Raw genomic sequence first — 26144 nt, forward strand, 5'->3', positions numbered from 1 at the left:
AGAAACAACGGCAGGAGCGCTTTTTCAAATGACTACTTTTTGGGATATCGTCAAGCTCGATCTTTTGTACTCGTGGCCGCAGACCTTCATGGTCTGGCTCTTCAGCTTCACGCTGCTGGAAAACAGGCCGGAACGCCTCTTGCGCAAATTGATTCTGCTTACGATCGCAACCTCCGTTTACACGGATTCGCTATTGTTTTTTTTGCCGTTTCAGCTGCATCTGCTTAATTCGATGCTCATCAACGCCGTCATGCTTGGCGTTCTGTTCCGCGAAGTGCCGCTCAAGCAGAAACTGGGCGTTTATGCGTGCGTTCATCTGATGGCGATTTTGACCGATTTGCTGTTCGCCCAGATCGCCATGGCGATCTCCGGGCTGGCGGACCGGGAACAAATTTTAAAAGGCCCTCCGTGGCTGCTGGCGGCGGGACTGTATCCCGTGCTGATCGCGCTGTGGCTTCTTGCCGCTTACCTTCGCAAACGGGGCTTGAAGACGGCGAGACGCATGTTCGCGAAGATCGTGGACGGCTGGCGGACCGGACTCGGCAAGCTTGTCGTTCTCGCGGCGCTCCAATTCGTCCTGCTCGGCACCACCCGTTTTTTTCACGTCAACCAGCAAGGAAGCGACTTGATCGTTTCGGTTCTCGTCTGCGCCGCGATCTTGATGAGCCTGGTCTCCCTCGTCTATGTGGCGAGGCTGCTCTCCGGCGCCAGGGAAGAAGCCCGCGCGGCGCAGGAAGTGTTTGTGGAGGACATCGGCCGAATGTTCACGTCGATTCGCGGCCAGCGGCACGATTTTTTAAATCATGTCCAGGTCATGCATACGATGCTTCAGTTGGGCAAAACCGCCGCCCTGAAAGACTATATGGGCGATCTGGTTCACGACATCCGCGACGTCAGCGAAATCGTGCACCATCCTTCTCCGCCGCTGGCCGCTTTTTTGAAAGCCAAAATCGCCGTCGCCGTCAGCCTCGATATCCGCTTTACGTTCGAACTGTCGGATACGTGGAACGACCGGTCGGCGATCCGGACGATCGACGTCGTCAAAATCGTCGGCAATCTCGTCAATAACGCGTTCGAAGAAGTCGAATCGCTGCAGCCAGCGGAACGCCTCGTCCATGTTGAAATCCGCTGCCATGACGACCATATCGAGCTGGCGGTGCGCAACTCCGGACGGATTCTCGCGGAATCCGAGCTGCAGCGGATGTTTGCGCCCGGATATACAACGAAAAACGGAGGCCACTCCGGACTCGGGCTGTCGATCGTGCTCGAACGGGTCAAGCATTACCGCGGAACGATCGAGGCGCAATCGACTGCGGCGGAAGGGACGTCGTTTCGCATCCGTCTTCCGCATCGCAGCGGTTCGGCGGCCGAAAGCGGCGACATCCGGATCGGCTAAGGCATAAACGCGCAACCCTCTTTTATTTTGCTAAAAGGTTTATTATTCGATCATTTGGAGATACATACAAGGGACGAATCCGCCAGAGAAGGAGACACCGATGCCGTGAACACCAGCGGACAATCTCCCTTATTGTCGACGACGCTAGGCCAAAATCTCCGATTTATCCGGCAAAAACTCAGCGAATCGGGCGATTTAACGATCCAAAACGTCCAATTCGGCCATCGGGTCGCGTCGATTATCACGCTTGACGGATTGAACGATATTTACGCGATTCAGAAGCATTTGGTCCAGCCGCTGCAGCTCGGCGGAAGGGAATCGGTTTTGCAGGATCGGAGCGGCGGATGGCTCGACGAAATCGAGACCCGCTTCATCTCCCTGCCCGTCCTGAAACGGACGAACGAATGGGACGAAATCGTTGCGGCCGTCCTTGCGGGGGACGCGGCCTTGCTGCTGGACGGAGAAGACCGGGCGCTCCTGATCAAAAGCCGCAACCCGCCCGGACGCGCGATCGAAGAACCGAAAACCGAAGCGCTGGTCCGGGGCCCGAGGGAAGGCTTCACCGAAAACATATCCGCCAATATGACGCTCGTGCGCAAGCAAATTCGCGATCCCAACCTGACGTTCGACACCGTTCTCGTCGGCCGGCGTTCCCGGCAAACGCTCGCGGTCGCGTATATCGACGGCATCGCGCACCCCGAAATCGTCAAGGAAGTCAAACGCAGGCTGGAATCGCTCGACGTGGACGCCGCTCCGGAATCGGGCACGATCGAGCAATGGATCGAAGACAGCTTTCTGTCTCCGTTTCCGCAAATTTTACATACGGAAAGACCGGACAAAGTCGCCCTGCTGCTCGAAGGCACGCCGTTCGTCCTCCTGCTGCCGACGACGCTCGTTTCCCTGATCCAATCCCCCGAAGATTATTACGAAAGGTGGATCATCGGTTCCCTGATCCGCACGCTCCGGTATGCCGCGGTTCTCGTTACGCTGCTGCTGCCCGCTCTTTATGTCGCGCTCATCTCTTTTCACCAGGGAATGATCCCTTTCAAACTCGCCTTTTCGATCGCGGCGACAAGGGAGGGCGTTCCGTTTCCGGCCGTCGTCGAAGCGCTGTTGATGGAAGGAACGTTCGAGCTGCTGCGCGAGGCCGGCATCCGGCTGCCCAAGCCGATCGGCCAGACGATCGGGATCGTCGGCGGCCTCGTCATCGGCGAAGCCGCGGTCCAGGCGGGCATCGTCAGTCCGGTCATGGTCATCATCGTGTCGATCACGGCGATCTCCTCCTTTGCCATTCCGGCTTACAGCGTCGGAATCGCGTTCCGCATTCTCCGGTTCGCCGTTATATTGGCCGCCAGCATTTTCGGGCTTTACGGCATCGTGCTTGCGATGATTACGATTTGCATCCATCTTTTGCGCTTGTACAGCTTCGGCGTTCCGTATTCGGCTCCCTATGCGCCGACGCTCAAGAGCGACTGGCGGGACCTGTTCATCCGGGCTCCGATCACGCTTCTGACCGGCCGGCCCCGGTTCATGCAGACAAAAAATCCGGTGCGGGCGGACAAGGAGGGAGAACCTTGACGAAAAGCTTCGAGTATGCCGACCGTGAAATCGGAAGCAAGGAAGTGTCTTATGCGGTCAGCAACGTCGTCATCGGCCTCGGCATTTTGACGCTGCCCGCTTCGATCGTCGTGGCCACGAACTCCTCGGACGGATGGGTGTCGATTTTGCTCGGCGGGCTGATCGCGATCGGCTTCGCCTGGATGCTGACCCGATTGGCCGTCCGCTTTCCGAAGCAAAGCTATCGCGATATCGCCGCGTCCTTGACCAATCGCCCGACGGCCAACGTGCTGACGCTGTCGTTCGCTTTTTACACCTTTTTGTACGTAAGCTACGAAGTTCGCGGAGTGTCGAGCATATCGAAGCTGTATTTGTTCGACCGCACGCCGGTGGAAGCGATTTGCTTCGTGTTTTTGCTGGTGCTCGTTTACGGCGTGTCCGGCCCGAGCATTTCGCTGCTGCGGCTCAATCTGCTGTTTTTTCCGATCATCCTGCTCATTTTGACGGCCGTCCTGGCGTTGAGCGCCGGCGATTTCGATTACGAACGCCTGAAGCCGTTTTTCGTCACGCCTTTCCCGAAGCTTCTGATTGCGGCCAAGGAAACGGCCTTTTCTTTCCTCGGGTTCGAGATCCTGCTGTTCTACAACCTATTCGTCAACCGCCCGAAAAAACTCGGAAAAGCCGTATTCATCGGGATGCTGATGCCGACTCTCGTCTATTTGCTCGTCTTTCTGTTTGTCGTCGGCGTCTTCAGCACCGAGGTCGTCGCCAACACCCTTTTTCCGCTCGCGGAGCTGGCCAAGCAGGTCGAAGTGCCCGGCGGCTTTTTCGAGCGGTTCGAATCGGTTTTTTTCGCGGTTTGGGTCATGTCCCTGTACTGCACCGCGGTCATGGCTTTCGACGTGACGCTGATCGCGCTGCAGTCGGTGTTCCCGAAGGCGAGCCGAATGAGCCTGATTTTTCTGCTGACTCCATTTGTGTTTCTCGTGGCGATGCAGCCGACGAATCTGCAAGAAGTCCGCCTTTTTTCCGAGTGGATCAGCTATTTGGGCATCATCGTCGCTTGGGTTTTCCCCGCTTTCCTTCTGATCGCGGCCAAAGCGCGGCGGGTGAAACCGGATGCGTAAATGGCTGCGGACATGCGGAATGGCCGTTCTCGTCGTGCTGGCGGCGGGATGCTGGGACCGGACCGAGATCGAGGAACGCGGATTCGTTGTCGGCTCCGCGTTGGACGCGGGAGACGACGGCAAAGTGATGCTTACGTTCCAGTTCGCAAACCCGAGCGCCTTGCACAGCACGGACAGCGCTTCGAAGCCCGGCGGAAAAACGTACAGCAATCTCTCCGTAACCGCCAATACCGTGTTCAAGGCGGCAAGGCAGATGTCCAACGTTTTTAGCCGATCGCCATATTTGGAGCACAACCGGATCATCCTCATCTCGGAAAGCCTGGCGAGGCGGGGCGATTTGGGCGACGTGCTGGATGTCTTCTTTCGGGATTCGGAGACGCGGAGAGCCGCCAAGGTGATGATCGCTGAGGGAGAAGCTCGACAATTGCTGGAGGCGACGACTCCGGTCGAGGCGCTGCCCGTTCGCTATATCGAGAAAACGTCGGAAAATCCGGACAAAAGCGAGTCGATCTCGCCGCCCACCAACATCGGGAACGTGCACGCCTTTTTGCTGCAGGATACGAGCTTTGCCGTGCCGAAAATTGCCCTGGCCGCCGAGAACGCCGTCGCGACCAGCGGAGCCGCGGTGTTTAACGGTCACGACCATCGGCTGCGCGGATTTCTGAACGAGGCGGAAACGACGGGACGGAATTTCATCCTCGGCAGCTTGAATGCAGGAGCTCTTGAAATCAAGCTGAACGATGCGTTCGTCGTTTTCGAAATGAAGCATGTGGCGCGCACCTTGGAGGCCGACGTCTCGGATCCGAGACGTCCCGTCTTTCATGTCTCCGTCATGGCGGACGGCAATATCGGCGAATCGCACCTGAATGCGTCGCTGCTGAACAAGGCCGTCCTCGCCGAAGCGGAGAAGAAGATCGAGGAAAAGATCGAATCCCTGACCCGGATCGTGGCCGAAAAAGCCCAGAAGGAGTACCGGTCCGACATTTTCGAGTTCGGCAAGCATCTCTACAGGGAGCACTACGGCGTTTGGCAGCAAATCAAAGACGACTGGGACTCGGGGGAAAACCTTTTTTCCGGATGCACGATTCGCGTCGAGGCCAAAGTAAGACTGCATGTCGTCGGTTCGATCCAGAAAGCGGAATAGCGAAGGAGGCGCCCGTACATGTCGGAGTTTTGGAGAGACCGCATACCCTCGTTGAACGAGCTGTTTTATGCCTTGCTGTCGGTTTTCGTTCCTTGGTGCATCTATAAGATTAACGGATGGTGGCACAAGTACGGGGATCCCCCGTGGAAAAAAGAGTGACGCCTTGACCGTGCCGGGCACAACGGTCGGGCGGGCTGTTCCGCTCGGCCCGTTTAGCCTGTGACCGGAGCAGCCCGCCAATCGCCTGGGGCTTCTGCGCGATCGGCCGTCCGTCAGGCCCCGATCAGCTTCAAAATAAGGGACGCTTTGGAATTGACCTGAAGCTTGAGGTTAATCCGGGAAATGTGGACTTTGACGGTATTTTTGCTGATGCCGAGCTTGAGCGCGATTTCCTTGTAGTCGAGATCCTGAACCCAATAATTCAAAATTTCCTTCTCCCGCGCCGTTAACCCGTACATCTCGGATTTGTCGCGCAGCGCCTTCTCCAGCGTTTGAAGCAGCACGTTTCTTCCTCCCCGCGTGATCAATGTGAATTAAACCGCCGATATGAGTCGATTATAGCCGGGCCTGGCCGAAAAAGCTGTCGGATTCTCTTGTCGGACAAGGTATACATAAGTCGAAAAAATGGGTGTTTGTACGTTGCGCGCCCTCCGTCGTCTACATATATTGTGCTGTATCTCGATAAAGGGCGACGTTGCATAATACGAAAGCCTAAGGCGCTTTTCCGGAGGCTGTACGCCCAAAATTACCGGGTTACCGCACCAGAGTTCGCATGCTTTCATATGATAAAGTTGACTGTATCCCTGGACCTTGTAATCACTTCCATTCCCGGGCAAGGAGGGGTGACACACGTTGAAAGGCAGCGATCACAAAAGCAAATTCCTTCTCACCAATCGGGAACGCGAAGTTTTTGAACTGTTAGTGCAGGACAAAACGACTCGCGACATTGCCCAGCAATTGTTTATCAGTGAGAAAACGGTGCGGAATCATATTTCGAATGTCATGCAGAAATTAAATGTAAAAGGGCGTTCGCAAGCGGTTGTCGAGCTGATTAAGCTCGGGGAACTGAAAATTTGACCTTCCTTCGCCGCTTTCCTGATCAGCAAGCCTTCTTTTTCGTTGTCCTCCGTGAGGGCGGCGCGGAAAGAAGGTTTTTACTTTGATGCTGAACAAATTCACGTGCCTGGCGCAGCTCTGCCCCGACATCCTTTCCTCTGCTTTGCCTCGTCCCTCGTTGGATTTTGTCCAATCTAAACCGGCTTTTTTACGACATCCTCGGGCTTGGTTGGATTTTGTCCAACGGGGCGAGACCGTTTCATGCCTTTCGGCCGTAATGGCCGTTCCTCATTGGATAAAATCCACTCTATCTCGAAGTTTTCTCGTTTTTCACGCCGCCCGTTGGATAAAATCCAACATAAGTTTGCCCCCCTTTATACGATAAAAAGCGGCGGGACCCTCGTCCCTGCCGCGGCCAACTTTCGATTTCCGCCCAAGCCCCGCTTAGCGGTGCATATAGTTCGGCGCCGTCTGAGCCCGGGACGTTCCGTTCATGCCGGATTGTTCGGGGAAGATGCGCTCGACGAGCGTATTGAATTCGGTAATCATGCCTTGAATCGGATTGCCGTTGCGGAAGTCGTTCGCCATCCGCTCCATCCGGCCGAAAAAGTCCGGATTCGTCGATACATAGACGTTTTCCGTCGTCGGCGACATCCCTTTAACCAAATCTCCGACCTTGTTTTTGAGCGTGTCGGAAGCATCGCCGCTCATCGCGCCGACGCGGCCGTTCGTTCCGGCGCGGCTATTCGCTCCGCCGCGGCCAAAGCCGCCGTGCGTGCCTCCGCCCGCCGTCGTTCCCGTGTTGTCTCCTACGCTGTAATAATCCGAGCGGTAAGGAGCGGCCGAACGGGGCGTTACGCTGTTCGGATTGCTCATGCCGACGCCGCGGTCGGCCATGCCTGCTCCCATGCCTTTCGTTCGGCCGGTTCCGTTATTAGAACGATAAGTGCCTTTGACGCGTTGTCGGCCGTTCGTCTCCTCCGTGATCGCAACGTAAGCGTTGCGATCGGTCAGCATCACGTACGCCGATTTGATTTCCGGCAGCGCGGCGAGCTTGTTCGCGATATCGTCGCTCAGTTCCATATTCGTATTGCCGTGAAGGCCGACCACGTTGTTGTTCATTTGCTGCGTGCCGTGAATGCGGTTCATTTCGTTCGCCTGATCGTTCGCGAACCGGTTGTTCAGGCCTCTCATATTGCCCGCATTGTTGGGGCGGATGTTTTTATTGCCCAAATCCCCCTGATTGGCAGCACAGCCGGACAACGCCAAAGCCGCCGATAAAACAAGCGTCGAGGCGGCTAATCCCTTGCGCATCGAACTCCTCCTTTAATCGGTTTTCGGCTGTTCCCGCCGCATCGTTAGGTTGGCCTCCGGGCACGCTGAATATGCTTCTGCATTCGCCTTGACAGCGGAACATTTTCGACCTAGTATGGAAACAAGAATTAAAATTAGTACCAGGTATTAGAATCAAGTTCTATAATCAAGCCAAATGGAGGGCGAAGAAAATGAACGATCGGCCGAATCCGGGCTCCTTTTATTCGCAAGCGGAAATGACAGGCATCGGCAGCTACGTACCGGAAAAACGGCTGACGAACGACGATTTGTCGCAAATCGTCGACACGAACGACGAATGGATCGTTCGCCGGACGGGAATCCGCGAACGCAGAATCGCCGGACCGCGCGAATTTTCCAGCCATCTGGCCATCGAAGCCGTGCGCGATTTGCTCGAACGTTATCCGACGGATTCGACGGATATCGACGCGGTTATCGTCGCCACGACCACGCCCGATTTTCTTTTTCCTTCCGTCGCCTCGAGAGTGCAGCAGGCGTTTGGCATCCGACGCGCGCTCGCCTTCGATTTGAACGCCGCCTGCGCCGGCTTCGTTTCCGCGATGCAAGCGGCCAACGGCCTTATTCTTTCCGGCGCTTATCGCAAAATCGTCGTCGTCGGGACGGAAACGTTATCCAAGATCACGAATTACGCCGACCGGTCCACCTGCATATTATTCGGCGACGGAGCGGGAGCCGTTCTTCTTGAGCGGGCGGAGAAAGGAGCGATGCTGGGATCCTACGCGGTCACGGACGGGAAAGGCGGTTCTTATGTAATGGCCGGAGGACTGGCGTCGGAGCTCGACGGGCAGCCTGCGGAAGAAGGGGGAAAAATCGGGCAAAACGGCAGGGAAGTGTATAAATGGGCGGTTTCGACCATCCCGGACGGTATGAAGAACATGCTGGAAAAGGCGAACCTGTCGATCGCCGATCTGGACTGGTTCGTTCCCCACAGCGCCAACTTGCGCATGATCGAAGCGATTTGCGAGCGGCTCGGCTTCCCCTTCGAACGCTCGCTGCACAGCGTCGGTCCTTACGGCAACACCTCGGCGGCATCCATTCCTCTCGCTCTCGATCTTGCCGTTAAGGAAGGCAAGTTGAAGAAAGGGGAGCGCATCGCCCTTTACGGATTCGGATCCGGCCTTGCGCAAGCGGGGTTGGTGCTGGACTGGACGCTGGAGTGAAGCTCGGTCCGGCAGGCCGCACAGCATCTGGCCGGCGCGAGTCGGACAGATGCTAGCCGGGCCGCGAAAGAAGCCCGCCGCGTTCCAGCAAGCGGCGAATGTCCGCCTTGCCGATCGTCGGCCGGTCGGAACGGATGCCTCCGCTCCCGATGCCGGCAAAGCCCGAATAACGCGGTTTGAGGCCGGGGATGTCGATCGTCGGCAAAAGAATCAAATAACGATCGTCGTACGCGATCGCAGTCGCGGATTCTTGCTCCGTCAATAGCGTTTCGTGGAGCTTCTCGCCCGGCCGGACCCCCGTTTCCACGACGTCAACCCGCTTTCCGGCCTCTTCCATCAACACTTCCGCCAAATCGGCGATGCGGCATGCGGGCGCCTTCATGACGTATATTTCCCCGCCTTCGCCTTCGGACGCCGCCCCGATCAAAAACCGGACCGTATCCGCAAGCGTCAGAAAAAACCGGGTCATGGCCGGATGCGTAATGCCGATCGGCTCCCCTTTCGCGATTTGGTTCATGAACAAGCTCAAGACGCTTCCGGCCGTTCCGAGCACATTGCCCCCGCGCACGGAGATAAATTTGGTGTTGCCATCGAGCAGGTTGGCATAGACGATCAGTTTTTCGCCGATCGCTTTCGTCATGCCGTAAAAACCGGACGGGCTGGCCGCTTTGTCCGACGAAACGTTCACGACCTTTTTCACGCCGTTCTCCAACGCGGCCTCGATGACGTTTTGCGTGCCGAGCACATTCGTTTTGAGCGCTTCGTACGGATGATTCTCGCATACCGGCACATGCTTCAGGGCGGCCAGGTGAAAAATCAGATCGACCCCTTTGCACGCTTGGGTAAGCGCCTTGCGATCGCGCACGTCGCCGATGCGGTACGAAACCCGCGAGTCGCGGAGCTCCCGATCCATCGCCACCTGGCCGGACTCGTTGCGCGAATAAACGATGATTTCCTCCGGAGACCGATCGAGCAACTGCCGCGCGAGTTCCCGTCCCCAGGAACCGGTTCCTCCGGTGATCAAAATACGCTGCCCCGCGAACATCGTATCTCCCCCCGAGCCGAAAGTAGACTGCTGCTTCGTGCGAAACGGAACTTACCCGCGCGAACGGTTGCGGGCGCGGCGTTTCCTCGTTTTGACCGCGCTTCGTTTGGCCCGCATCCGTCTTCGGCGTTTGCGCCGGCGTCTTCTTCGAGGGGGAGCTTCGTCCGTCTCCGGTTCCTCCATCGGCAAGCCGGGCGGAATCAAGACGAGCTTCTCTTCCAAAATATAACGCACGTCCTCGAACCGAAACCCCGCGGCCAATAGCGACTCCGGCGAAGGAAACGGCCGTTTTCGGCCGTTTTCGAGCCAATAAACGGTAGGGCCCATGCCCCGAACGAGACCGGCGAGCTGTTCGACCGGATCGGGAAGCTTCTGGATGAGCTTGGCCAGCTTCGCTTGGAACGCTTCAAGTCCATACGCTTGCTGCACCGCCTGCATATTCCGCCCGCCGACCGTAAAGCGCCACTCGTCGCTGGCCAGCAAACCGCCTGCCGCGGCGGCGAGCCCGGGAACGTCTCCCGGGGCGACCAAAAATTCGCCGTTGCCGGTAGCCTGCATCAGCTCGGTCAGGCCTCCGGAAGCGAACGCGACGACCGGCTTGCCGAACAGCATGCCTTCGGCCGCGGTCATGCCGAAGCCTTCCTTGACGAGACTGGGCACGACCAACACGTCCATCGCCGGATAGATCGTCTCGATTTTTTCCGCGTACCGCACCCACCCGATCCGGTTGCCGAGCCCCGCCCCGCGCGCGAGCTCGATGCAGGAGTGGACGAATTCCTCGTCGGCGCCGTTGCCGACGATCAGCATTCGGATCATCGGATCTCTCAGCGCCAGCGGGATCATCGCTTCGACGAACTCTTTCAGCCCTTTGGACGGGTGCAGGCCGGCCGCCACGAAGCCCGCGACCCGATGGTATTCCCCCCACCCGTTGCTCCTGCGCACGTTAAATCGATGGGAGAACCAGCTTTCCGGCTCCGCCTCCCTCAAGCTTACGAAAGGCGGCAGCACGACCGTCTTCGAGAGCAGCGTCTTGCGGCTGAACGGAGCCAGCACCGTCTCCGAAATGCCGACGATCAGATCGCTGTAAGTGTTGATCAGCGCCGCGGCCTGAGCCCTGCGCGGACCGTCTTCGGCGATCGTTTCCATCAGCGCCCACACAACGGGAATTCCGAGCGCCTTCGCCGCGATTGCGGGCAGGGGATGCGCGCACGTGTTCACCCATACATAAGAAGGCTGCTCCCGCTGCAAAAGATCGATAATCCGCTCCCAAACCGGATCGGTCCGAAGCGACTCCAATTCCCGGTCGAGCTGCGGCGAACCGTCTTGCACTGCCGGACATAGCGGAATAGGGAGCGTTGCCGACTCGATCCCTTCGCGCAACGCGGCTCTGGCGATGGCCCCTTCTTGCGGAACGACAAGCAAGCATTCGAAAAAATGCCGCATTTCCTTCAAAAAGGCGAGCAAAAGCTTTTCCGCGCCCGTGGCGTGAACGTCGTTGCACAAATGGGAAAAAATGACCAGCTTCGGCCGAACGGTGACTGCTTGCATGCCGCCCTCCTCCTTCTCCATGCGGCTGTTCCGCTTTTATCCGATTACGGTTTCTGCGTTACGGAGCCAAAGCGATTTCCAGCAATTGATGCAGCCGGTTCGCGTACGTGTGGTCCCTCATCGTGCGGCGCAAAGCCCTCAAGGCTAACAGTTGCCGTTCTTCCTCGTGATTCAGGTAATACTCGACTTTGGCCGCCAGATCCTCGGGCGTATCGTAAGTGACGATTTCTTCTCCCGGCTTGTAATACAAGGGCAAATCGCTTCGTTGATCGACGATTTGCAGCGTGCCGCAGGCGGAAATTTCGAATACGCGGGGGTTCGGCGACTGGGCCACGATTTTGGCGCCGTTGCGATTGAACGTTTCGTCGTCATGCGATCTGTGCACGTTGATCACGATGCTGAAGGCGTTGTAGTGCTCCGCCGTTTCCAGCGGGGTCATCCAGCGGTCCAATTGAATCCGATCCTTCCACCGCTTGTATTCGGGAAGGCGGTCCCACCAGATTCCCGACAAATGAAAAGACCGATGCTCGATATAAGGAAGCAGCCTTGAAAAAAAGTCGACCCGATTCCAGTACGCGCTGCCGATAAAGCAGACGTCGCCGCGAAGCGACAGCTGCGGATTGCGCGGTCGGAAATACTCGGGAAACACTCCGAGCGGAAGGTAATGAACCCGGGGACAGCCCAACTGCTGGTAATAAGGCACGCAATTGTTTTCCAGCGTGAATACGTAGTCGTAGCAAGGAGCGAGTCCGCTCGTAATGTCCGTGTAATAAGGATCGTCGGTGAACCAGATCGCGGTCCGGATGCCGTTCAAGCGTATGGAGGCTACCTGCTCCGGCGGAAATTCCATGCCTTCCAGCACCAGCACCAAATCAGGGCGTTCCGCCGCGGCGAGTCCGGCGACATCGTCCTTGGGGGAAGCTACGATGACCCGCTCCGCCAACCCAAGAAGCGAAAGCTGCACGGCTTCGTCCAGAGGGCTGTACGGGAAGCCTTTGCCCGACGTTACGAACAGTACGGTCGCCGCCCGGCGCGGAAGCGCGCCGGCCGATTTTTGGATGACGGCCTCGCACAGTCCCTGCCAGCGACCATGGGCGAACCCGAGCGCCAGACCCGACCTTTGTCCGGCGGCATACGCGGATGCCGTTCCCGATTTTTGCCCGGTCCGGACTTTCCCGCCGATCTTCGCGCGATTGCGGATGACTGCCAAATCCATTCCTCCTTCGCGTTCTACCGCCTAGTCGTCCACGATCACCCAACATCAATATATGCGCCCTCCCTGAGTCGGACATGGATAGTTACCCGTCCGCAAGTGCGTAAATCGAAAAAAGAAAAAGCCGCCCTCCCTACTCGGGAAGACGACTGCCGAAAACCCGTATGCGGTTTAAAATTCGAGCTTGCCGCCTTCCTCAAGCCCCTGTGCAAACCCGGCTTGAAACCCTTGTTCGTACGCTTCGTCAAATCCTTGCCGATACGTCTGTCCTCCCGCGGCAGCCTTCCTCGGGGCGGCAGATCGTTTGCGCAAAACCCGGCCGCGCCGGCGAGCGGGTCCTGTTTTTCTTCGTTTCCGGCCGGGGTTGCCCGCCTTCCGTCCGCTCCGCCTCGCGGCGCCCTTTCTTCCGAGTCCGGCGCGTCTTCGCTTGGCCGCCGTCCGCGAATGTCCTTTGCGTTTCAGTCGGCTCCCCCCCATTCATAGTTGCTGCTCGTAGGCCAATTGATGCCCGTCTTCGAAGCCTTGGGCAAAGCCGGCGTGGTAGCCCTCGCGGTAGGCCGAACCGCTCCCGTGAAGAAGCGGCGGTCTGACGTTTCCGGCCGTTCGCCCCCTGCGCCTGCGCGTCCGACTTCCGGCCGCCCCCCTCTTCTTTGCCGGGGACGGGCTGTTCGTCCGCTTTTTTCCCCGGGCGCCCGTCCTCGTTTTGCCCGCGGGACGGGACCCCCGCCTGAAGCGCGGCTTCATTGCGGCATCCCTCCCGTATTTCGCCTGCGGAGGTTATGCGGGACCAGCCTCTCGTTCAGCCAAGGAGCGGCGGCTTCGCCCCGCACGGGAGGCGCCCAGGTGCCGCCGGCCGCCGTCCCGAGCAACGCTCTTTGCATATTGGAAATGACCCGGACATGCTCTCTCAGTACCGCGGCGGAACCGGAGCTGCCTTCCGTGACGTCGGCCACGCTTTCCAATATCCGGGCGAGCGCCTCCTGGCTGCGGGCGATGGATGCGAGCAAAGACAGCTTTACCTCCCATGCCTGTTCCCGGTTCATCCTTCCCCGTCTCCGAAGTCGAATCCGCCCATTAACCCTCCGCCGCCCATCAGCCCTCCGCCGCCGTCGTCGTCCTCCTCCGGTTCGAGGATGGCTTTCATATTGCGGTTCAGGCCGTTGCAAAGCTTGGTCAATCCGTCGATCAATTCGACATTTTGCTTGTGGAATTGAAGGGACGTGGACAACTGTTCCGTCTGTTCTTCATATTTATCGGGAGTCATGTGGTTAAGCACCCAGTTGCGCACCTTCTCCGCCTCGGACGCCTTCGCTTCCAACATCATCGCCATGTTCCAATGCAGCTTGGCCAGCGCGTCGAGAGTTACTCTATACGCGTCTTCGCGAGTCATTTTTTCGCCCCTCCCTTCTGTCGCCGCTCTCCGCGCAAAAGTCCGCTATGCGGCGGACGTTTTATTCCTCATCCGGGGAACTGGTCGCTTTTACGATTTGAGTCAGGCTGTCCGCCACCGCCTCCTGCAAGTCCGCAATGGAATTCACGTAAGAAATGACGCTTTTGGTGACCTTGGACGAACTGTCCGCCAGACCGTCCAGGCCTTCGAATTGCGGCATTTCATCCGGCAGCGCCTGCACCAGATGCGCCATTCGAACCGTCACGTGCCGCTTGGCGTCGAGCATCCTCGCCATTTGCTGGTGGGACTGGGATAAATGGACGACGATTTCCGTCATTAAGTCCTGCATGCGGCCTTAGCCACCGTCCTTTGCTGGCAAACTGCCGAGTCTTTACAGCATATGCCTTTTCGCTTTCCTTGCCACATGTTGCGCCGAAGAAGACGCGGCTTCGCCCGTCCGAAAATCGTTCGCCCGAGCATATGGCTTGTCCACTCTCACGCCGTCAAGAAACGATCCAACCGGTTCCACTACCCGAGCAACGCCCTCCGGTGCCCGCAACCGTTCCCGACACAAAAGCCGCCGGCGGCGAAAACGCATCGGTTTTCGGCCGAACGGCGGCCCGGCGCTCAAGCCGACGGCAGGGCGCCCGCATATGGCCGGCAGCCGCGGCTATGATGCGCCGGAGGTATCTTCGCGCGTTTCAAAGCCGCTGCCGCAAAACGGGAGGCGCGACGATCGGCAATCCCTCCGCCCAGCGGGCCGCCTCCTCCGGCTGCATGACGTCGATTTTTTTCAGATGAAGGTGCCACGCCTGCATGGCGGCCAAACTAACGATTCGCCGCAAGCGATCGGCTTCCCGGTAAAAAAGCGTCCCGTCCGGCAGCATGACTACGCCTGTCGCTTCTCCGAACCAGCGCGCGGACGCTTCCTCTCCGCTTATTTTGCCGCCGATAGGCCAGCGCTTCAAATCGATTTGCGAAATCCGGGTCACGGGAAGCGACAGCTCCCCCTCCACGGAGTGCCGCATTCCGTCCTCCACCCAATATACGGCGGCGCCGATGCCTTGAACGGCAATCCGTTCGGGATACAGCAGCGACATATCCGCAAGCGGCTCGGACACGGACGGAGACAGCTTCAAAACCCGATGGATCCACTCGTAAGGGTGCTGCCATTTTTCATTAAAATAGAGGTGATTCCGATCGTTGATGCGGGCGAATTGCTCGCCGATCGCGCGAAGGCTGACGCTGCCGAAATGGTGGATGAACGTATCCTCCGCTACGACGAGATTGCGGCCAAGCAGCCGAACCCGAATGCCGTAATCGTCGTCCTCGAAATTTCCCAATTCGAAGCCCTCGTCGAAGTACCCGATCTGCTCGAACAGCTCGCGGCGGAACAAAAGGCAGAAGCCGACAAGCCGGTCGGTGCGGCGCCAGCGAGAAGCGTCGGAACGGTTGAAGGCGGCGGCGAACCGAGGCATGTCGCCGATGTGATCGTACGGAACCGTTATTTGCTGGTCGCCGCTCACGCAATTGGAAACCGGTCCCACCATGCCGATGCGTTCGTCGCTGTTCAGGCAGGCCAGCATGTTGTCCAGCCACCGCTCGGTGACGAGCGTATCGTTGTTCAGCAGCAAAAGGGTGCTGCCTTTGGCCATCATCAGGCCGACGTTGATCGCGCCGGCGAAGCCGCGGTTCGCGTCCAGCGCCCGGAAGCGGACCTGGCCGCCCAGACTCCGAAGATAGGCGGCCGTTCCGTCGGCAGAGGCATTGTCCACGACGATAATCTCGTAAGGTACATTCGTATTGTCCATAATGCTGCGAATGCATTCCTTTAGCAGGGCCAGCTGGTTGTAAGTCGGAATAATGATGCTGGTTCCTTCGAACCCCTCATGGAATCTTTGCAGTCCGACTTGGACGCCCTCCCGGTACCCTTCTTGATAACCGCGATCGTACCATTCTCCCGGCCTCGCCGGCGTTCGTCTGCTCGGCGCTTTTCCCCCGCTTTTTCTCCGGGCGGGGTCGGAACGGGGCGGGCGACGCGAACGCCGGCTGCGAGCCGGCCTTTTTGCCAAGCCCATGCCGATGCACCTCTTTCTGAAATTGATGGCGAGCCTTTCGCTTTACCGCCGGATTTTCGGCTGATATTCCAACCCGGCCATCCGATCGGCCAAATGGCCGAAATCGACGGCCGCTTTGCCGGTTCGTTCGACCAGTCGCACGCAAATCGGAACGGCCGCGATTCCGGCCGACACGAGCGCCAGATCGAACGGATGTCCCGACGCCTCTTCGGCGACCCGTTCCCAGTCGCTTATCCCTCTAACAGGGCCGACCGCGGCGGCGATGCGGACTCCTCGATTGCCGAGCACCCGCGCCAGCGGCGCCGCCGCGTTGCCGACGACCAGGACGCGGCGGCCGGCCATCAGCTTCGGCCAATAGTCTCCTTCTTCCAGTGCGTAATTGATCGTCGAGGTCGTCAGCCGGATGCGTTCCCAATCGATGCCGAGCGCCCTCCATACCTTGAATAAAAGCGGCTGGAACGTCGGTTTTCGCGAAAGGGGGATTCCGATGACGGAAGCCGCTTGGACGGCGGCGGTAAGTACGTCCCTGGCCTTTATATCCGGCACGTTTACTCCCGCATAGGCCAGAAACGGGCCTTGCCGGGAAACTTCGGTCGCCGAAAGCACCGTGCCTTGCGCCATCGTCAGCAATTCCCCGTCCCCCAGACGGACCAGCGAATAAGGAATGCCTTCGTCAAGCGCCCTTTCCAGCTCGTCGTAGACCGCCGCCGGACCGAGCAACGGAATGCCGCTCGGCTTAAGCGCCGCGATCCCGGCGGCCAGCACGTCGTCCAGCGTCAAATCCGGGTAAACGCGATCCGCAGGCAGCCTCGCTTCCAGCAGCGCCTCGCCGCCGTCGTAGACGCCTTCGTCGTAAGCATCCGGCAAAACGTCGACCCGATTGCTTCCGTTCCGCTCCGGCCGTCCCGGACGCGGCGTCGCGGTTCCGTGCAGCTTGCGGCGGCCGGTCCGGATCGGCCTTATTTTGCGGGCGCGTCTCGATCTTTTTCCTTTTCTCGGTCCGGAGGCGCGGGACGCAAGCCTGCCCGCTCCCGCCCGGACCGCCAAACGGGCGCTCAAGGGAGCGTTCCTTTCAATCTTCGCCCGGCTTCCTCCAACGACTCGAACGTTCCCGCATCCGTCCACCAGCCGTCCAAAATGCGGTAATGCAATTTTCGTTCCCCGGCAAATACGTTGTTCACGTCGGTAATTTCCAGTTCGCCCCGATGCGACGGATGAACGCGGCGTATGATTTCGAACACTTCGCTCGAATAAAAATACAGACCGGTGACGCAATAGGACGATTGCGGAACGGCCGGCTTTTCGTCGATATGCACGATCCGGCTCGAAGCGCGATCCAGCAGCGGAACGCCGTACCGCCTGGGGTCTTCGACTTTTTTGAGAAGCACCATCGCCCCGTCCCTCTGTTTCTCGAACGCCTCCGCGTAAGGCGCCAGCGATTCCTCGAAAAGGTTGTCGCCGAGCAGAACGGCGAACTTCTCGTCAGGCTTCATGACGGGCTCCGCCAGTTCGAGCGCCTGCGCGATCCCGCCCGCTTCCTCCTGAACCCGGTATATGAGCGAGACTCCCCAATCTCTCCCGCTTCCGAGCACATCCGCAAAATTGCCGAGCGCATCCCTGCCGGTTACGAGCACGATGTCCCGGATTCCGGCTTGGCGGAGTTTAGCCACTCCATGGCAGATCATCGGATACGTCCCTACGGGAAGCAGGTGTTTGTTGTTCCAATAGGTCAGCGGCTTTAACCTTGTACCCGTGCCGCCAGCCAGAATGACTGCTTTCAACGAAATGCCCTCCTCGCGTCATAGCTGACGATTTAAATGAAGACATGCGGATCGATCTTCCATTTTTCCAGAAAGAGCCGATAATTTCGTTCGATCAGCCGCCGCTGGGCCGCGGCGTCCATTTTAAAGCTGGCGCTTCCTTCGTGATGGATGAGGCAGTCGCGGCAGATAAGCAGCTCGAAGTTCTCCAGCCTGGCCCGCAAACAATAATCGTCGTCTTCGAAATGCCCCGGAGCGAACCGTTCGTCGAGCAGTCCGATCCGCTCCATTACCTCTCGGCGAAACGCCAGGCAAAAACCGACGAGCCGGTCGGTTTTTGTCCATTTTTCCGGATTCGAGCGGTTGACTTCCGCCGCGATTCGCTGAAATTCCTCAAAGCTATCGTAAGAATACTTGACCTGCTGTTTCCCGCTGCAATAATTGGCGACCGGGCCGACCATTCCGACACTCGGCGAGCTGTAGAGCGCGGCCAGCAAATTGTCCAGCCAGCGGGCCGTCACGATCGTATCGTTGTTAAGCAGAACGAGCGTATCTCCCGTCGCAAGACGCAGCCCTTTGTTGCATGCGGTCGGAAAACCGGCGTTTGCGGGCAGTGAGACGAACGCCAGCTTCTCGGCGGCGCACCAGTCGATCGTCCCGTCGCGGGATCCGTTGTCGACGACGACGATCTCGTACTCGCTTTCCGTATGCTCCCGAATGGAAGCGACGCAAGCCTGCAGCAAATCGAGCCTGTCGAATGTCGGGATAATAATCGATGCGCGCATTAGCCGACCGCTCCTTTCGCAGCCTTTCGATTGCGCGCCTTGTCGGGGAAACGAAGCCGAAAACCCGCTTCCGCAAACGCCATCTTCCAAGCCTCGAGGTGGTCCCCTCGGGCTATGCGATCCCGGTTTGGCATGGCCGGCGGACGCCAATCGACCGCGGCGGCCGTGCCGACGGCAAGGCCCCGCTGCAGCGCTTTGGCATGCGCTTTGACGGGCACGGACAGCTCCGCGGCTCCAAGCGTTTCCAACGCTTTGCGGGTCATGGCGAGCGGCAGCGCGGCCATCGTGTTCATTTGAAGATCCGGTCTGTTTAACGTGACATTCAAAAATTCGTGAAACCGTTCCACGTCGCTTCGTTTATGAAACAGGCCCAAAAAAGCGGAACGGTCGTTCAACGCGACGTCCAACCGCCCGTCGACCGCCCACAGCAACCGGGCCAGCTCCGACGCTTCGGCCTTCTGTTCGCCGTCGGCGATCAGAAGCAGATCCGCATCGGTTAGTTTGGCGCCCAGTGCCCGTCCAATGTCGGGATGAACGTCTTCGGGCAAGCAGGCGATCGTGGCGGTGCCGCCGCTTCGGGCCGCCTCGAGCAGTCGTTCCGAAGGACTCCCGAGCACGACGACGATTTCGGCCAGCGGCAGGCGGGCCAGCTCCTTGAGCACGGAACGCAAAGCATCCGGGTTCGCGTTCGCGTAAACGACCGCGCCGGCGCTCCGCGACAACGGCAGCGGAACCCGCGAGGGGGCCATTCCCGCTCCGGCCGCAAAGCCTTCGGCATACGCCTTCGCTCTTTCCCATATCGCCTTGCCGTCCAGTTTCGGCAGGTTCGCATGTTCTTGCAGCTTTTGCATCCACGTTTTTCGAACGGCTTCGTTCATGGCAACGTCGGCGGCCTCGGGATGCCCGGCTCGCCAATCCGCTCCGTCGTCCCGGCCCTCCTTCCAAAGCCCGGCGAGAAGCGCCGACCGCTTCGGCGGCTTTCGCCGCCGGACGCTTCCGGCCGCATGCGTTCGCCGGCTGCCGTCCCGGCGCTTCGCCGCGCGAAGGCCGCCGGGCCGTTTGCGGGCTCCCCGGGCGCCCCTTTTTCCGGCAAGCCCGGAGCGGGACGACGTCTTCGCGAAGGGTTTGCCGGCCGCGCGGCCGGTTTTCGGTTTTCCGGACGATGCTGCCAATGACTTGCGGGCTCTTGCCTTCACGTTATCTCACCATCCATCGCTTGCGGTCGTCTTCCCCGCACCCTCCCCGGCCGTCGGTGTTCCGCATCAGCCAATCGATCGCTTCGAGATGATCGCCGACGATGAGCGGCTCCAAGGAGTTCGTGCGTTCCCTTCGAATGCGCAGCGGGTTCAGCCGGCCCACGTTGACGTGTTTGACGCGCTCGACCGAAAGCTTCCCGTGAACGGCCATCGCATGGGCGAGCGGCGGCACCGCGAGCGCGGCGGCGCCGACCGTTTCCAGCGCCTTGCGGCTGATCGCGTGAGGCACGGCCGTCATCGAGGCGCCGCGCAAATCCTTGCGCCCGAGCAGCCCGTTGAGCGCGTGCTTCGCCAAAACGACGCTGTGCACGGTCGCTCGGTCCGTCGGGCCCGAATAGTCGTTCAACGCCACGTCCACTCCCCGTTCCACCGCCTCGACGAACGTCCGGAGCTGCGCTGCGGGAATCACCATGTCGGCGTCGATAAAAAGAAGAACCCGGCCCTGCGCCTCCATCGCTCCTACCGACCGCCCGACATCGTGGCCTAACGGCCGGTCGAAAACGATGACCCTCGCCCCGCTGTTGCGGGCGATGTCCAGCGAACCGTCGGTCGAACCGTTGACGACCGCGATCACTTCGGTTCGGGGACGGATGCGAAACGCTTCCCGAATGACGCGAGCCAGCCTCCGCTTTTCGTTCATGACGGGAATGATGACCGAAACGGCGGGCTTCCCCGCCGCCCCCTCTTCGCTTGCGGGCCGCTTCCCGCGAGAAGCGTAGCCTCCGGTTTTCCTGACCGGCCTTCGTTTCGGACGGATGTTGCCCCTTTTTCCAGCCAACCCTCTCACCCCCGACTCGGGCAACGGTATGCACATGACATTGTATGTGTAACGTGTCCATGCGCAACGGCATCTGTACTAAGCCGCGGCCGGCGAATCGGATTCCGAGCCGAGTCGGTTTTCCATAAAAAAAACGCCTCGAAGGCGTTTTCAGCATGTGATCGGCTTTTGGAATTTCGGTTTAGCCCCGTTTTTCCGGCAGTCCGGGACGGCCGTTCCGGCAGCGCCCCGTTACGTTCTTGCTTGAGCGTCGGCCCGGCCCGAGCCCGCCCTATCCGGCGCGCTTGGCTTCGGCCGCGTTCAGGCCGGCCGTTTCGATCTTTTTGACGACGTCCAGCATGCCGATTTCCTCGACGGCTTCCACTAGCGCATCCTGCCGGACGCTTTTCAGCTTGATTTCCAACCTTAATTCCCGCTCGTTGCCGGTCCCTCCGGAGACCGGATTGATTTTCAGGGCGGAAATTTGCATGCGTCGCTCCATGAATACGGATGCAATCGCTCCCAGCGATCCGTGATCGTTCGAGACCGTGATCTCTACCGAGCAAAATCTGCGATGCCTCAGGAGGCGCTTTTCCCATTTGTTGAGCATGTACAAACTGACCAGGACCAGGAACGTGCAAATTAGCGCGCCGGTAAAAAATCCGGCCCCCACGCAAAGTCCGATGGCGGCTACCGTCCAGATCGACGCGGCCGTCGTCAGCCCTTTGATGACGTCCCCGTTGCGGAGAATGGCCCCAGCCCCGAGAAATCCGATTCCGCTGATCACTTGGGCGGCCAGCCGTGCCGGATCGACCTGAACGTTCGGTTCGTTCACGAATTGCGAAAACCCGTAGAGCGACATCAGCATGATCGTCGCCGAGCCGAGGCAAACCAATATATGGGTGCGGAAGCCGGCCGCATGGTTGCTCCACTCCCGTTCGATTCCGATCAAGCCCCCCAACGCGGCGGCAAGTATCATGCGAATCGCCAAATCCGCCTGCGAAAGTTCCCAAACGCTTCCCGTGCCGGCCGTCATGCCCGAATTCCCCCCTTTCTCTCTACCGGCCCAGCCGCTCGATCGCCTTTCCGAAATGGCCGCCCGATTCCTCCAGCGCCCGGGCCGCTTCCCCGGCTCCGACGTTGTATTTCAGCATCAAAATCGCCACCCGGGCGTCTCCTCCGGCGAATTCGGCATACGCCCTTGCCGTTTCTTCGTCGCGGTCCGTTCCCTTCTGCACGATGCGGACAACGCGCTCCCTCAGCTTCGAATTCGTCGCCTGAACGTTAACCATTAAATTGCCGTAAACTTTGCCGAGACGAATCATCAGAGTCGTCGTGATCATGTTCAGCACCATTTTGGTCGCGGTACCGGCCTTCAATCGCGTCGAGCCGGTTACGATTTCCGGACCGACCGGAATTTCGATCGGATACCGCGCTTCCCTGCTCATCGGCGCGCCTTTGTTGCAGCTCAGGCTTACCGTCAGCGCTCCGATGCGCGAAGCTTCTTGCAGAGCTCCGATGACGAACGGGGTGCGACCGCTCGCGGCGATTCCGACGACCGCGTCTCGCGGCGTGACCCGCCGAGCCGCCTCGCCGCGTCCCGCGTCGGCATCGTCCTCCGCATTTTCGATCGATCGCGTAATGGCCCCCTCGCCTCCGGCGATCACGCCGACGACCAGCTCCGGAGAAACCCCGAACGTCGGCGGACATTCGGAAGCGTCCAATATGCCCAGACGTCCGCTCGTTCCCGCCCCGATATAAAATAATCGTCCCCCGTTTTCAATGAACCCGACAATCTCCTCGATCGCCGCGGCGATTTCGGGAAGCGCCCGGCTTACGGACGCAGCCACGGTCCGGTCCTCTTCGTTCATCAATTCAACGATTTCCCGGACGGTCAAACGGTCCAAATGACGGGAGCGCTCATTGGCCTGTTCGGTTATCGGCGTATCGTTAACGGGTTGTGGTCGTTTCATCGCTGCATTCCCCTTCTATTCCGCAATGTTGTCGTACTCGTTCGATCATGTCGGGCGACACGACGATGCCCGCCTGCTTTACAGCCATGTAATAGCTTCCCGCTACGGGAGCCACGTCCAAAGGGCGGACCGCGAGTCCCGGCGCGCGAATCTGCTGCTGCTCTTCGAACAGCCGAAGGAAATAAGGCTCCCGGAACACGCCGCCGCTGACGATCAGCGGCAAGCCCGCCGCATCGGAGGCGAGTTCGGCAAAGACCGATGCGGCCAGAGAAGCCAAATCCCGCGCGGCCTCTTCCGCGATGCGCCGGGCCTGCTCGTCGCCTTCCCGCACGGCCTCGAAAAGTACCGGGGCGAGCGAAGCGATCGTCGACCGCGCATTCTCCTCTTCGTAGATGGCGGTAATCAACTGGTCTGGACGCTCCAGCCCAAACCTGGCCAAGATTTTATTCGTAAGCAGCGTCGCTTCGGCCCGACCGTCGAAAGCTTTCATGACGGCTTGCAGGGCTTTTTTTCCGAGGTCGAAGCCGCTTCCCTCGTCGCCGAACAAATATCCCCATCCGCCTGCCCGCACGTATTTTCCCGTGGCGGGATCGAAGCCGCAGCAAATCGAGCCGGTGCCCGAGATCAGCACCATGCCCTTCTCGCCGAAGGTTCCGGCCGCTAACGCTGTCACGGCGTCGTTGTAAACGGCTATCTCGGCATGGGACGGCAACTCCGCCGCCAGATGCTCTTTAACGCGTCTTTTATCCTCCGGCCGATCGCTTCCGGCAAGGCCTAGCGCGATTCCTGCCACTTGTTCCGGGGAAGAAGCCGAACGCTCCAGTCCGTCGCGGATAAGAGCGGACAGTTCCGTTCTCACCTCTTCCCATCGCCTGGATTTCAGGTTGGTCGACGCTCCGCCGGAAACGGACAGCACCCGGCCCTTGTCATCCCCGACAAGCAAAACTGTCTTCGTTCCTCCCCCGTCGACGGCAAGAAACCGCCTGCTTCTCTTTGGCATCATGTCCCGCTTCCTCCCCGTTCTCCGCCTCTTTCGCGGTTCTTCTCCGCTTCCAGACAGGCGAACAACTCCCGCAAGTCCCGGATGACGTAAGACGGCATAAAGCGATCCGGCAACGATGCCGCGTCCTCCGGCAGAAGGTTCTCTTGCGAAGCCAGACGTCGCAGCACGGGAAGAAGGTTTTCGCTTTCCGCCCGTTCTCCCGGCGAAAGCGGCAGAAGCGCGTCCGGCAGCCGGCGGTGAATGAGCACGGCCGGAACGCCAATGGCATGCGCGAACACCATGTCGTGATCCAGACGGTCCCCGACATGGACGGCAACGGCTCCTTCAAGCCGCAATCCGTCTGCCATCCGAGCGTCCGGCTTCGCGCAGCCGACGCGGTCGGGGGTGACGATTTCATCGAGCTGATCCGTTAACCCAAGCGCTTTCATCACCGGATATTGATATTTGTAAAACCCGTTGGTGACCGCGGCGAGCGAAAAACCGCTTCGTTTCAACCGTTTTAGCGCGGGAAGGATCGTCTCGTCCAGCAAAAAAATGTTGGGAGGCACGGAGTGCCGGCGAACCATTTCCAAAATATCGACCTTTCGGCGAACGCCCAACTCCCGCAGCAAACGTCCGACGATTTCGTCCCAGTCGTATGCCGACACGATTTGCCCGCTCGCCAACAGCCGCTCGTGCTCTTCCAGCAATTTGCGCTTCAATCCGCAAGGCTCGTTCAAATCGGCGGACACGAGCTCTTCGAGTTCGGGAAATATCGAACCGCTGAACGGATTTTGCATCAGCGTGCCGTCCAAATCGAACGTAATCCAGCGCTTCATGATTTCACCGCCCCGGCTGTCAAGCCTTCGATAAATTGCCGCGACGCGAACAGAAAGGCGATAATCATTGGCAAGGACGACAGCGTCAAGCCGCTGAACAGCAAGTTCCACTGCGTATCGTATTCGCCGAACAGGCTCAGCATGCCGAGAGGAATCGTTCCCTTATGCGTCGATTTGATAAAAATAAGCGGGTAGAAAAAATCGTTCCACACTTTGATCAAATCCGTAATCGCCACCGTCGCCATGGCCGGGCGCATAAGCGGCAGCACGATTTTATAGTACACCTGGAAATTGCTGCAGCCGTCGATCCGCGCGCTCTGATCCAGATCCTTCGGCAGCGTCCCGAAAAAGCCGTAGAACAAAAACACCGCGAAGGAAATATGGCCCGCGACGAACACAACGATAAGTCCCGTCAGCGTATCCAGCAAGTTCAGCTTGAGAAGCTGCATGTAAAGCGGCGAAATCGCAAGCTTCATCGGCAGCATCAGGCCTAGCATGAAAAAGAACAGAATCGCGCCGTTCCAGCGAAATTTGAACCTCGCCAAATAGAAGGCCGCCATCGAGGAGATGAGCAAGATGACGATGACCGAAATGGCGCTTACGAACACGCTGTTTACGAGATATTCCGCATAATTGACCTTCTGCCACACCTCGATGAAGTTGTCCAGCGAAAATCGGCTGGGCAACGCGAGCGGCGAGGACGTAATTTCTTTTTTCGTCTTGAAAGACGACATGAACATCAGAAAAATCGGATACAGCGACAGGAACGCGAACATGCCCACAAAGACATATTTGAAAAATTGCTTCATCAGTAGTCCACCTCTTTGCGCTTGAACAGGAACATCGAAATCGCGGTGGCCCCGGAAATGAGAAGCAACAGCACGACGGCAAGCGCGGACCCGAGTCCGATGGAGTCTCCTCCGCCCGCGGTGCCGAACATCAGCCGGTAAAAAAAGAGCGCCAGCACGTCGGTCGAGTAATACGGACCGCCGGACGTGCCCTGCATCGCATAGATCAATTCGAACGATTCGAACGCGGAAATAAACGTCAGAATCGTCATGATCATAATGGACGGCATCGAAAGCGGAACCGTTACCCGGAACAATAAAGTCAGACCTTCGGCCCGGTCGATCTTGGCCGCGTCGTAAATTTCGCTGGAAATCGATTGCAATCCGACGAGAAAAATGAGAACGGCAAAACCGAACTCGTACCAGCTGTCGATCAGAATGATCGATAACAGCGCCGTATCCGGATCGCCCAGCCACGGTCTTGCCCAATCGGCCAGACCGACGGCCTTCAGCGCCGTGTTCAAGGCACCGTAGGTCGGATTCAAGATTAGGCTGAATAAATACCCTACGACGATGACGGACAGCAGCTTAGGAAGGAAAAATACCGTCTTGAAAAATTCCTTGCCTTTCAGCTTGCTGTTAATGACGAGAGCCAGCGCATACGCCACCATCAGCTTGGCCGGTACCAGCACGAGGAAGAATACGACATTATGCCTAAGGGCGGTGTTGAATGTTTCCTTATAAGGCGTTTCGGTAAACAGCCGAATAAAATTGCGCAACCCGATAAAGTCCCCGCGAAGCAGCCCGTTCCAGGAAAAAAAACTGTTGAGCAGCGCCGAGAGGATCGGATAGATCATGAATCCGACATAAAAAACAAGCGCCGGAAGCAAAAACAGATGGATCGAATGCTTTGAAAAATGGCCTTTCACCGGTTCCG

General features: G+C 58.8%; 28 protein-coding genes. 7 read left to right on the forward strand and 21 right to left on the reverse strand.

Features of this window, described 5'->3' with window-relative positions:
* The first annotated feature begins 28 nt into the window (after positions 1 to 28).
* The 5 genes from B7E11_RS09830 to B7E11_RS29500 all read left to right on the forward strand — a co-directional run bounded on the left by B7E11_RS09830 (position 29) and on the right by B7E11_RS29500 (position 5383).
* Positions 29 to 1396 carry a sensor histidine kinase gene (locus B7E11_RS09830; RefSeq protein WP_080833881.1) on the forward strand — a complete coding sequence of 456 codons (1368 nt, stop codon included), beginning with the start codon at positions 29 to 31 and terminating at the stop codon, positions 1394 to 1396.
* 105 nt (positions 1397 to 1501) lie between these two features.
* Complete coding sequence (locus B7E11_RS28880) at positions 1502 to 2974, forward strand: spore germination protein (RefSeq protein WP_139787136.1); 1473 nt, start codon at positions 1502 to 1504, stop codon at positions 2972 to 2974.
* On the forward strand, positions 2971 to 4080 hold the full coding sequence (locus B7E11_RS28885; RefSeq protein ID WP_139787137.1) for a GerAB/ArcD/ProY family transporter: 1110 nt from the start codon (positions 2971 to 2973) through the stop codon (positions 4078 to 4080). The genes B7E11_RS28880 and B7E11_RS28885 overlap by 4 nt, the downstream gene beginning before the upstream one ends.
* Positions 4073 to 5224: a Ger(x)C family spore germination protein gene (locus tag B7E11_RS09845; RefSeq protein WP_080833886.1), complete on the forward strand. Its 1152-nt coding sequence runs from the start codon at positions 4073 to 4075 to the stop codon at positions 5222 to 5224. Before B7E11_RS28885 ends, B7E11_RS09845 begins: the two co-directional genes overlap by 8 nt.
* A gap of 18 nt (positions 5225 to 5242) precedes the next feature.
* The gene (locus tag B7E11_RS29500) at positions 5243 to 5383 is read left to right on the forward strand and encodes a hypothetical protein (protein WP_176220676.1); all 141 of its coding nucleotides are present in this window, start codon (positions 5243 to 5245) and stop codon (positions 5381 to 5383) included.
* Between the two features lie 113 nt (positions 5384 to 5496).
* Here the strand turns inward: B7E11_RS29500 and B7E11_RS09850 are convergent, their stop codons facing one another.
* Complete coding sequence (locus B7E11_RS09850; RefSeq protein ID WP_080833888.1) at positions 5497 to 5727, reverse strand: response regulator transcription factor; 231 nt, start codon at positions 5725 to 5727, stop codon at positions 5497 to 5499.
* A gap of 349 nt (positions 5728 to 6076) precedes the next feature.
* Here B7E11_RS09850 and B7E11_RS09855 point away from each other — a divergent pair, with 349 nt between their 5' ends.
* Positions 6077 to 6301: a helix-turn-helix domain-containing protein gene (locus B7E11_RS09855; protein WP_019422432.1), complete on the forward strand. Its 225-nt coding sequence runs from the start codon at positions 6077 to 6079 to the stop codon at positions 6299 to 6301.
* Between the two features lie 423 nt (positions 6302 to 6724).
* On the opposite strand, the gene B7E11_RS09860 is transcribed toward B7E11_RS09855, so the two are convergent.
* Complete coding sequence (locus B7E11_RS09860; RefSeq protein ID WP_080833890.1) at positions 6725 to 7594, reverse strand: YhcN/YlaJ family sporulation lipoprotein; 870 nt, start codon at positions 7592 to 7594, stop codon at positions 6725 to 6727.
* 191 nt (positions 7595 to 7785) lie between these two features.
* Between B7E11_RS09860 and B7E11_RS09865 the strand changes: the two genes are divergently transcribed.
* Positions 7786 to 8793, forward strand: a complete 1008-nt coding sequence (locus B7E11_RS09865; RefSeq protein WP_080833893.1) for a ketoacyl-ACP synthase III — start codon at positions 7786 to 7788, stop codon at positions 8791 to 8793.
* A gap of 52 nt (positions 8794 to 8845) precedes the next feature.
* Here B7E11_RS09865 and B7E11_RS09870 read toward each other — a convergent pair whose 3' ends face one another.
* From B7E11_RS09870 to B7E11_RS09965, 19 genes are all read right to left on the reverse strand, one after another.
* Positions 8846 to 9838 (reverse strand): SDR family NAD(P)-dependent oxidoreductase, encoded by a 993-nt coding sequence (locus tag B7E11_RS09870; RefSeq protein ID WP_080833896.1) that lies wholly within the window; start codon positions 9836 to 9838, stop codon positions 8846 to 8848.
* A gap of 51 nt (positions 9839 to 9889) precedes the next feature.
* On the reverse strand, positions 9890 to 11386 hold the full coding sequence (locus B7E11_RS09875) for a glycosyltransferase family 4 protein (RefSeq protein ID WP_176220677.1): 1497 nt from the start codon (positions 11384 to 11386) through the stop codon (positions 9890 to 9892).
* Positions 11387 to 11444: 58 nt separating this feature from the next.
* Positions 11445 to 12596, reverse strand: a complete 1152-nt coding sequence (locus B7E11_RS09880) for a CgeB family protein (RefSeq protein ID WP_338026284.1) — start codon at positions 12594 to 12596, stop codon at positions 11445 to 11447.
* Positions 12597 to 13076: 480 nt separating this feature from the next.
* Positions 13077 to 13343: a hypothetical protein gene (locus B7E11_RS09890; RefSeq protein WP_080833905.1), complete on the reverse strand. Its 267-nt coding sequence runs from the start codon at positions 13341 to 13343 to the stop codon at positions 13077 to 13079.
* On the reverse strand, positions 13340 to 13642 hold the full coding sequence (locus tag B7E11_RS09895; protein WP_080833907.1) for a hypothetical protein: 303 nt from the start codon (positions 13640 to 13642) through the stop codon (positions 13340 to 13342). Before B7E11_RS09895 ends, B7E11_RS09890 begins: the two co-directional genes overlap by 4 nt.
* Entirely contained in the window at positions 13639 to 13989 is a 351-nt protein-coding gene (locus B7E11_RS09900; RefSeq protein WP_080833909.1) for an alpha-helical endospore appendage domain-containing protein, read from the reverse strand. Before B7E11_RS09900 ends, B7E11_RS09895 begins: the two co-directional genes overlap by 4 nt.
* A gap of 61 nt (positions 13990 to 14050) precedes the next feature.
* Positions 14051 to 14338: a nucleoside-diphosphate sugar epimerase gene (locus B7E11_RS09905; protein ID WP_080833911.1), complete on the reverse strand. Its 288-nt coding sequence runs from the start codon at positions 14336 to 14338 to the stop codon at positions 14051 to 14053.
* Between the two features lie 352 nt (positions 14339 to 14690).
* Entirely contained in the window at positions 14691 to 16067 is a 1377-nt protein-coding gene (locus tag B7E11_RS09910) for a glycosyltransferase family 2 protein (RefSeq protein ID WP_080833913.1), read from the reverse strand.
* 42 nt (positions 16068 to 16109) lie between these two features.
* On the reverse strand, positions 16110 to 17126 hold the full coding sequence (locus tag B7E11_RS09915) for a GT-D fold domain-containing protein (protein WP_080833914.1): 1017 nt from the start codon (positions 17124 to 17126) through the stop codon (positions 16110 to 16112).
* Positions 17123 to 17848: a sugar phosphate nucleotidyltransferase gene (locus B7E11_RS09920; RefSeq protein ID WP_080833916.1), complete on the reverse strand. Its 726-nt coding sequence runs from the start codon at positions 17846 to 17848 to the stop codon at positions 17123 to 17125. The genes B7E11_RS09915 and B7E11_RS09920 overlap by 4 nt, the downstream gene beginning before the upstream one ends.
* Positions 17849 to 17880: 32 nt before the next feature.
* Complete coding sequence (locus tag B7E11_RS09925) at positions 17881 to 18612, reverse strand: glycosyltransferase family 2 protein (RefSeq protein ID WP_080833918.1); 732 nt, start codon at positions 18610 to 18612, stop codon at positions 17881 to 17883.
* The gene (locus tag B7E11_RS09930; protein ID WP_139787138.1) at positions 18612 to 19808 is read right to left on the reverse strand and encodes a hypothetical protein; all 1197 of its coding nucleotides are present in this window, start codon (positions 19806 to 19808) and stop codon (positions 18612 to 18614) included. The genes B7E11_RS09925 and B7E11_RS09930 overlap by 1 nt, the downstream gene beginning before the upstream one ends.
* A gap of 1 nt (position 19809) precedes the next feature.
* The gene (locus B7E11_RS09935) at positions 19810 to 20646 is read right to left on the reverse strand and encodes a glycosyltransferase family 2 protein (RefSeq protein WP_281256488.1); all 837 of its coding nucleotides are present in this window, start codon (positions 20644 to 20646) and stop codon (positions 19810 to 19812) included.
* A gap of 271 nt (positions 20647 to 20917) precedes the next feature.
* On the reverse strand, positions 20918 to 21661 hold the full coding sequence (locus B7E11_RS09940) for an MgtC/SapB family protein (protein WP_080833928.1): 744 nt from the start codon (positions 21659 to 21661) through the stop codon (positions 20918 to 20920).
* Positions 21662 to 21683: 22 nt separating this feature from the next.
* Positions 21684 to 22598 (reverse strand): N-acetylmuramic acid 6-phosphate etherase, encoded by a 915-nt coding sequence (murQ, locus tag B7E11_RS09945; protein WP_080833930.1) that lies wholly within the window; start codon positions 22596 to 22598, stop codon positions 21684 to 21686.
* The gene (locus tag B7E11_RS09950) at positions 22576 to 23601 is read right to left on the reverse strand and encodes an N-acetylglucosamine kinase (protein WP_080833932.1); all 1026 of its coding nucleotides are present in this window, start codon (positions 23599 to 23601) and stop codon (positions 22576 to 22578) included. Before B7E11_RS09950 ends, murQ begins: the two co-directional genes overlap by 23 nt.
* Positions 23598 to 24419 (reverse strand): HAD family hydrolase, encoded by an 822-nt coding sequence (locus B7E11_RS09955; RefSeq protein ID WP_080833934.1) that lies wholly within the window; start codon positions 24417 to 24419, stop codon positions 23598 to 23600. The genes B7E11_RS09950 and B7E11_RS09955 overlap by 4 nt, the downstream gene beginning before the upstream one ends.
* Positions 24416 to 25228, reverse strand: coding sequence for a carbohydrate ABC transporter permease (locus B7E11_RS09960; RefSeq protein ID WP_080833936.1), 813 nt, complete (start codon positions 25226 to 25228; stop codon positions 24416 to 24418). Before B7E11_RS09960 ends, B7E11_RS09955 begins: the two co-directional genes overlap by 4 nt.
* Positions 25228 to 26136: a carbohydrate ABC transporter permease gene (locus B7E11_RS09965; protein WP_245809669.1), complete on the reverse strand. Its 909-nt coding sequence runs from the start codon at positions 26134 to 26136 to the stop codon at positions 25228 to 25230. The genes B7E11_RS09960 and B7E11_RS09965 overlap by 1 nt, the downstream gene beginning before the upstream one ends.
* Positions 26137 to 26144: the final 8 nt, after the last annotated feature.

Source organism: Cohnella massiliensis, assembly GCF_900169535.1.
Taxonomy (GTDB): Bacteria; Bacillota; Bacilli; order Paenibacillales; family Paenibacillaceae; genus Cohnella; species Cohnella algarum.

Excerpts from the sequence above, each read along its gene's own strand:
- B7E11_RS09960 (WP_080833936.1), bottom strand. The coding sequence starts at position 25,228 with ATGAAGCAATTTTTCAAATATGTCTTTGTGGGCATGTTCGCGTTCCTG.
- B7E11_RS09895 (WP_080833907.1), bottom strand. The coding sequence starts at position 13,642 with ATGAACCGGGAACAGGCATGGGAGGTAAAGCTGTCTTTGCTCGCATCC.
- B7E11_RS09925 (WP_080833918.1), bottom strand. The coding sequence starts at position 18,612 with ATGCGCGCATCGATTATTATCCCGACATTCGACAGGCTCGATTTGCTG.
- B7E11_RS09865 (WP_080833893.1), top strand. The coding sequence starts at position 7,786 with ATGAACGATCGGCCGAATCCGGGCTCCTTTTATTCGCAAGCGGAAATG.
- B7E11_RS09860 (WP_080833890.1), bottom strand. The coding sequence starts at position 7,594 with ATGCGCAAGGGATTAGCCGCCTCGACGCTTGTTTTATCGGCGGCTTTG.
- B7E11_RS09890 (WP_080833905.1), bottom strand. The coding sequence starts at position 13,343 with ATGAAGCCGCGCTTCAGGCGGGGGTCCCGTCCCGCGGGCAAAACGAGG.
- B7E11_RS09910 (WP_080833913.1), bottom strand. The coding sequence starts at position 16,067 with ATGGGCTTGGCAAAAAGGCCGGCTCGCAGCCGGCGTTCGCGTCGCCCG.
- B7E11_RS09940 (WP_080833928.1), bottom strand. The coding sequence starts at position 21,661 with ATGACGGCCGGCACGGGAAGCGTTTGGGAACTTTCGCAGGCGGATTTG.
- B7E11_RS29500 (WP_176220676.1), top strand. The coding sequence starts at position 5,243 with ATGTCGGAGTTTTGGAGAGACCGCATACCCTCGTTGAACGAGCTGTTT.
- murQ (WP_080833930.1), bottom strand. The coding sequence starts at position 22,598 with ATGAAACGACCACAACCCGTTAACGATACGCCGATAACCGAACAGGCC.
- B7E11_RS09955 (WP_080833934.1), bottom strand. The coding sequence starts at position 24,419 with ATGAAGCGCTGGATTACGTTCGATTTGGACGGCACGCTGATGCAAAAT.
- B7E11_RS09905 (WP_080833911.1), bottom strand. The coding sequence starts at position 14,338 with ATGCAGGACTTAATGACGGAAATCGTCGTCCATTTATCCCAGTCCCAC.
- B7E11_RS09870 (WP_080833896.1), bottom strand. The coding sequence starts at position 9,838 with ATGTTCGCGGGGCAGCGTATTTTGATCACCGGAGGAACCGGTTCCTGG.
- B7E11_RS09900 (WP_080833909.1), bottom strand. The coding sequence starts at position 13,989 with ATGACTCGCGAAGACGCGTATAGAGTAACTCTCGACGCGCTGGCCAAG.
- B7E11_RS09845 (WP_080833886.1), top strand. The coding sequence starts at position 4,073 with ATGCGTAAATGGCTGCGGACATGCGGAATGGCCGTTCTCGTCGTGCTG.
- B7E11_RS09830 (WP_080833881.1), top strand. The coding sequence starts at position 29 with ATGACTACTTTTTGGGATATCGTCAAGCTCGATCTTTTGTACTCGTGG.
- B7E11_RS09875 (WP_176220677.1), bottom strand. The coding sequence starts at position 11,386 with ATGCAAGCAGTCACCGTTCGGCCGAAGCTGGTCATTTTTTCCCATTTG.
- B7E11_RS09950 (WP_080833932.1), bottom strand. The coding sequence starts at position 23,601 with ATGATGCCAAAGAGAAGCAGGCGGTTTCTTGCCGTCGACGGGGGAGGA.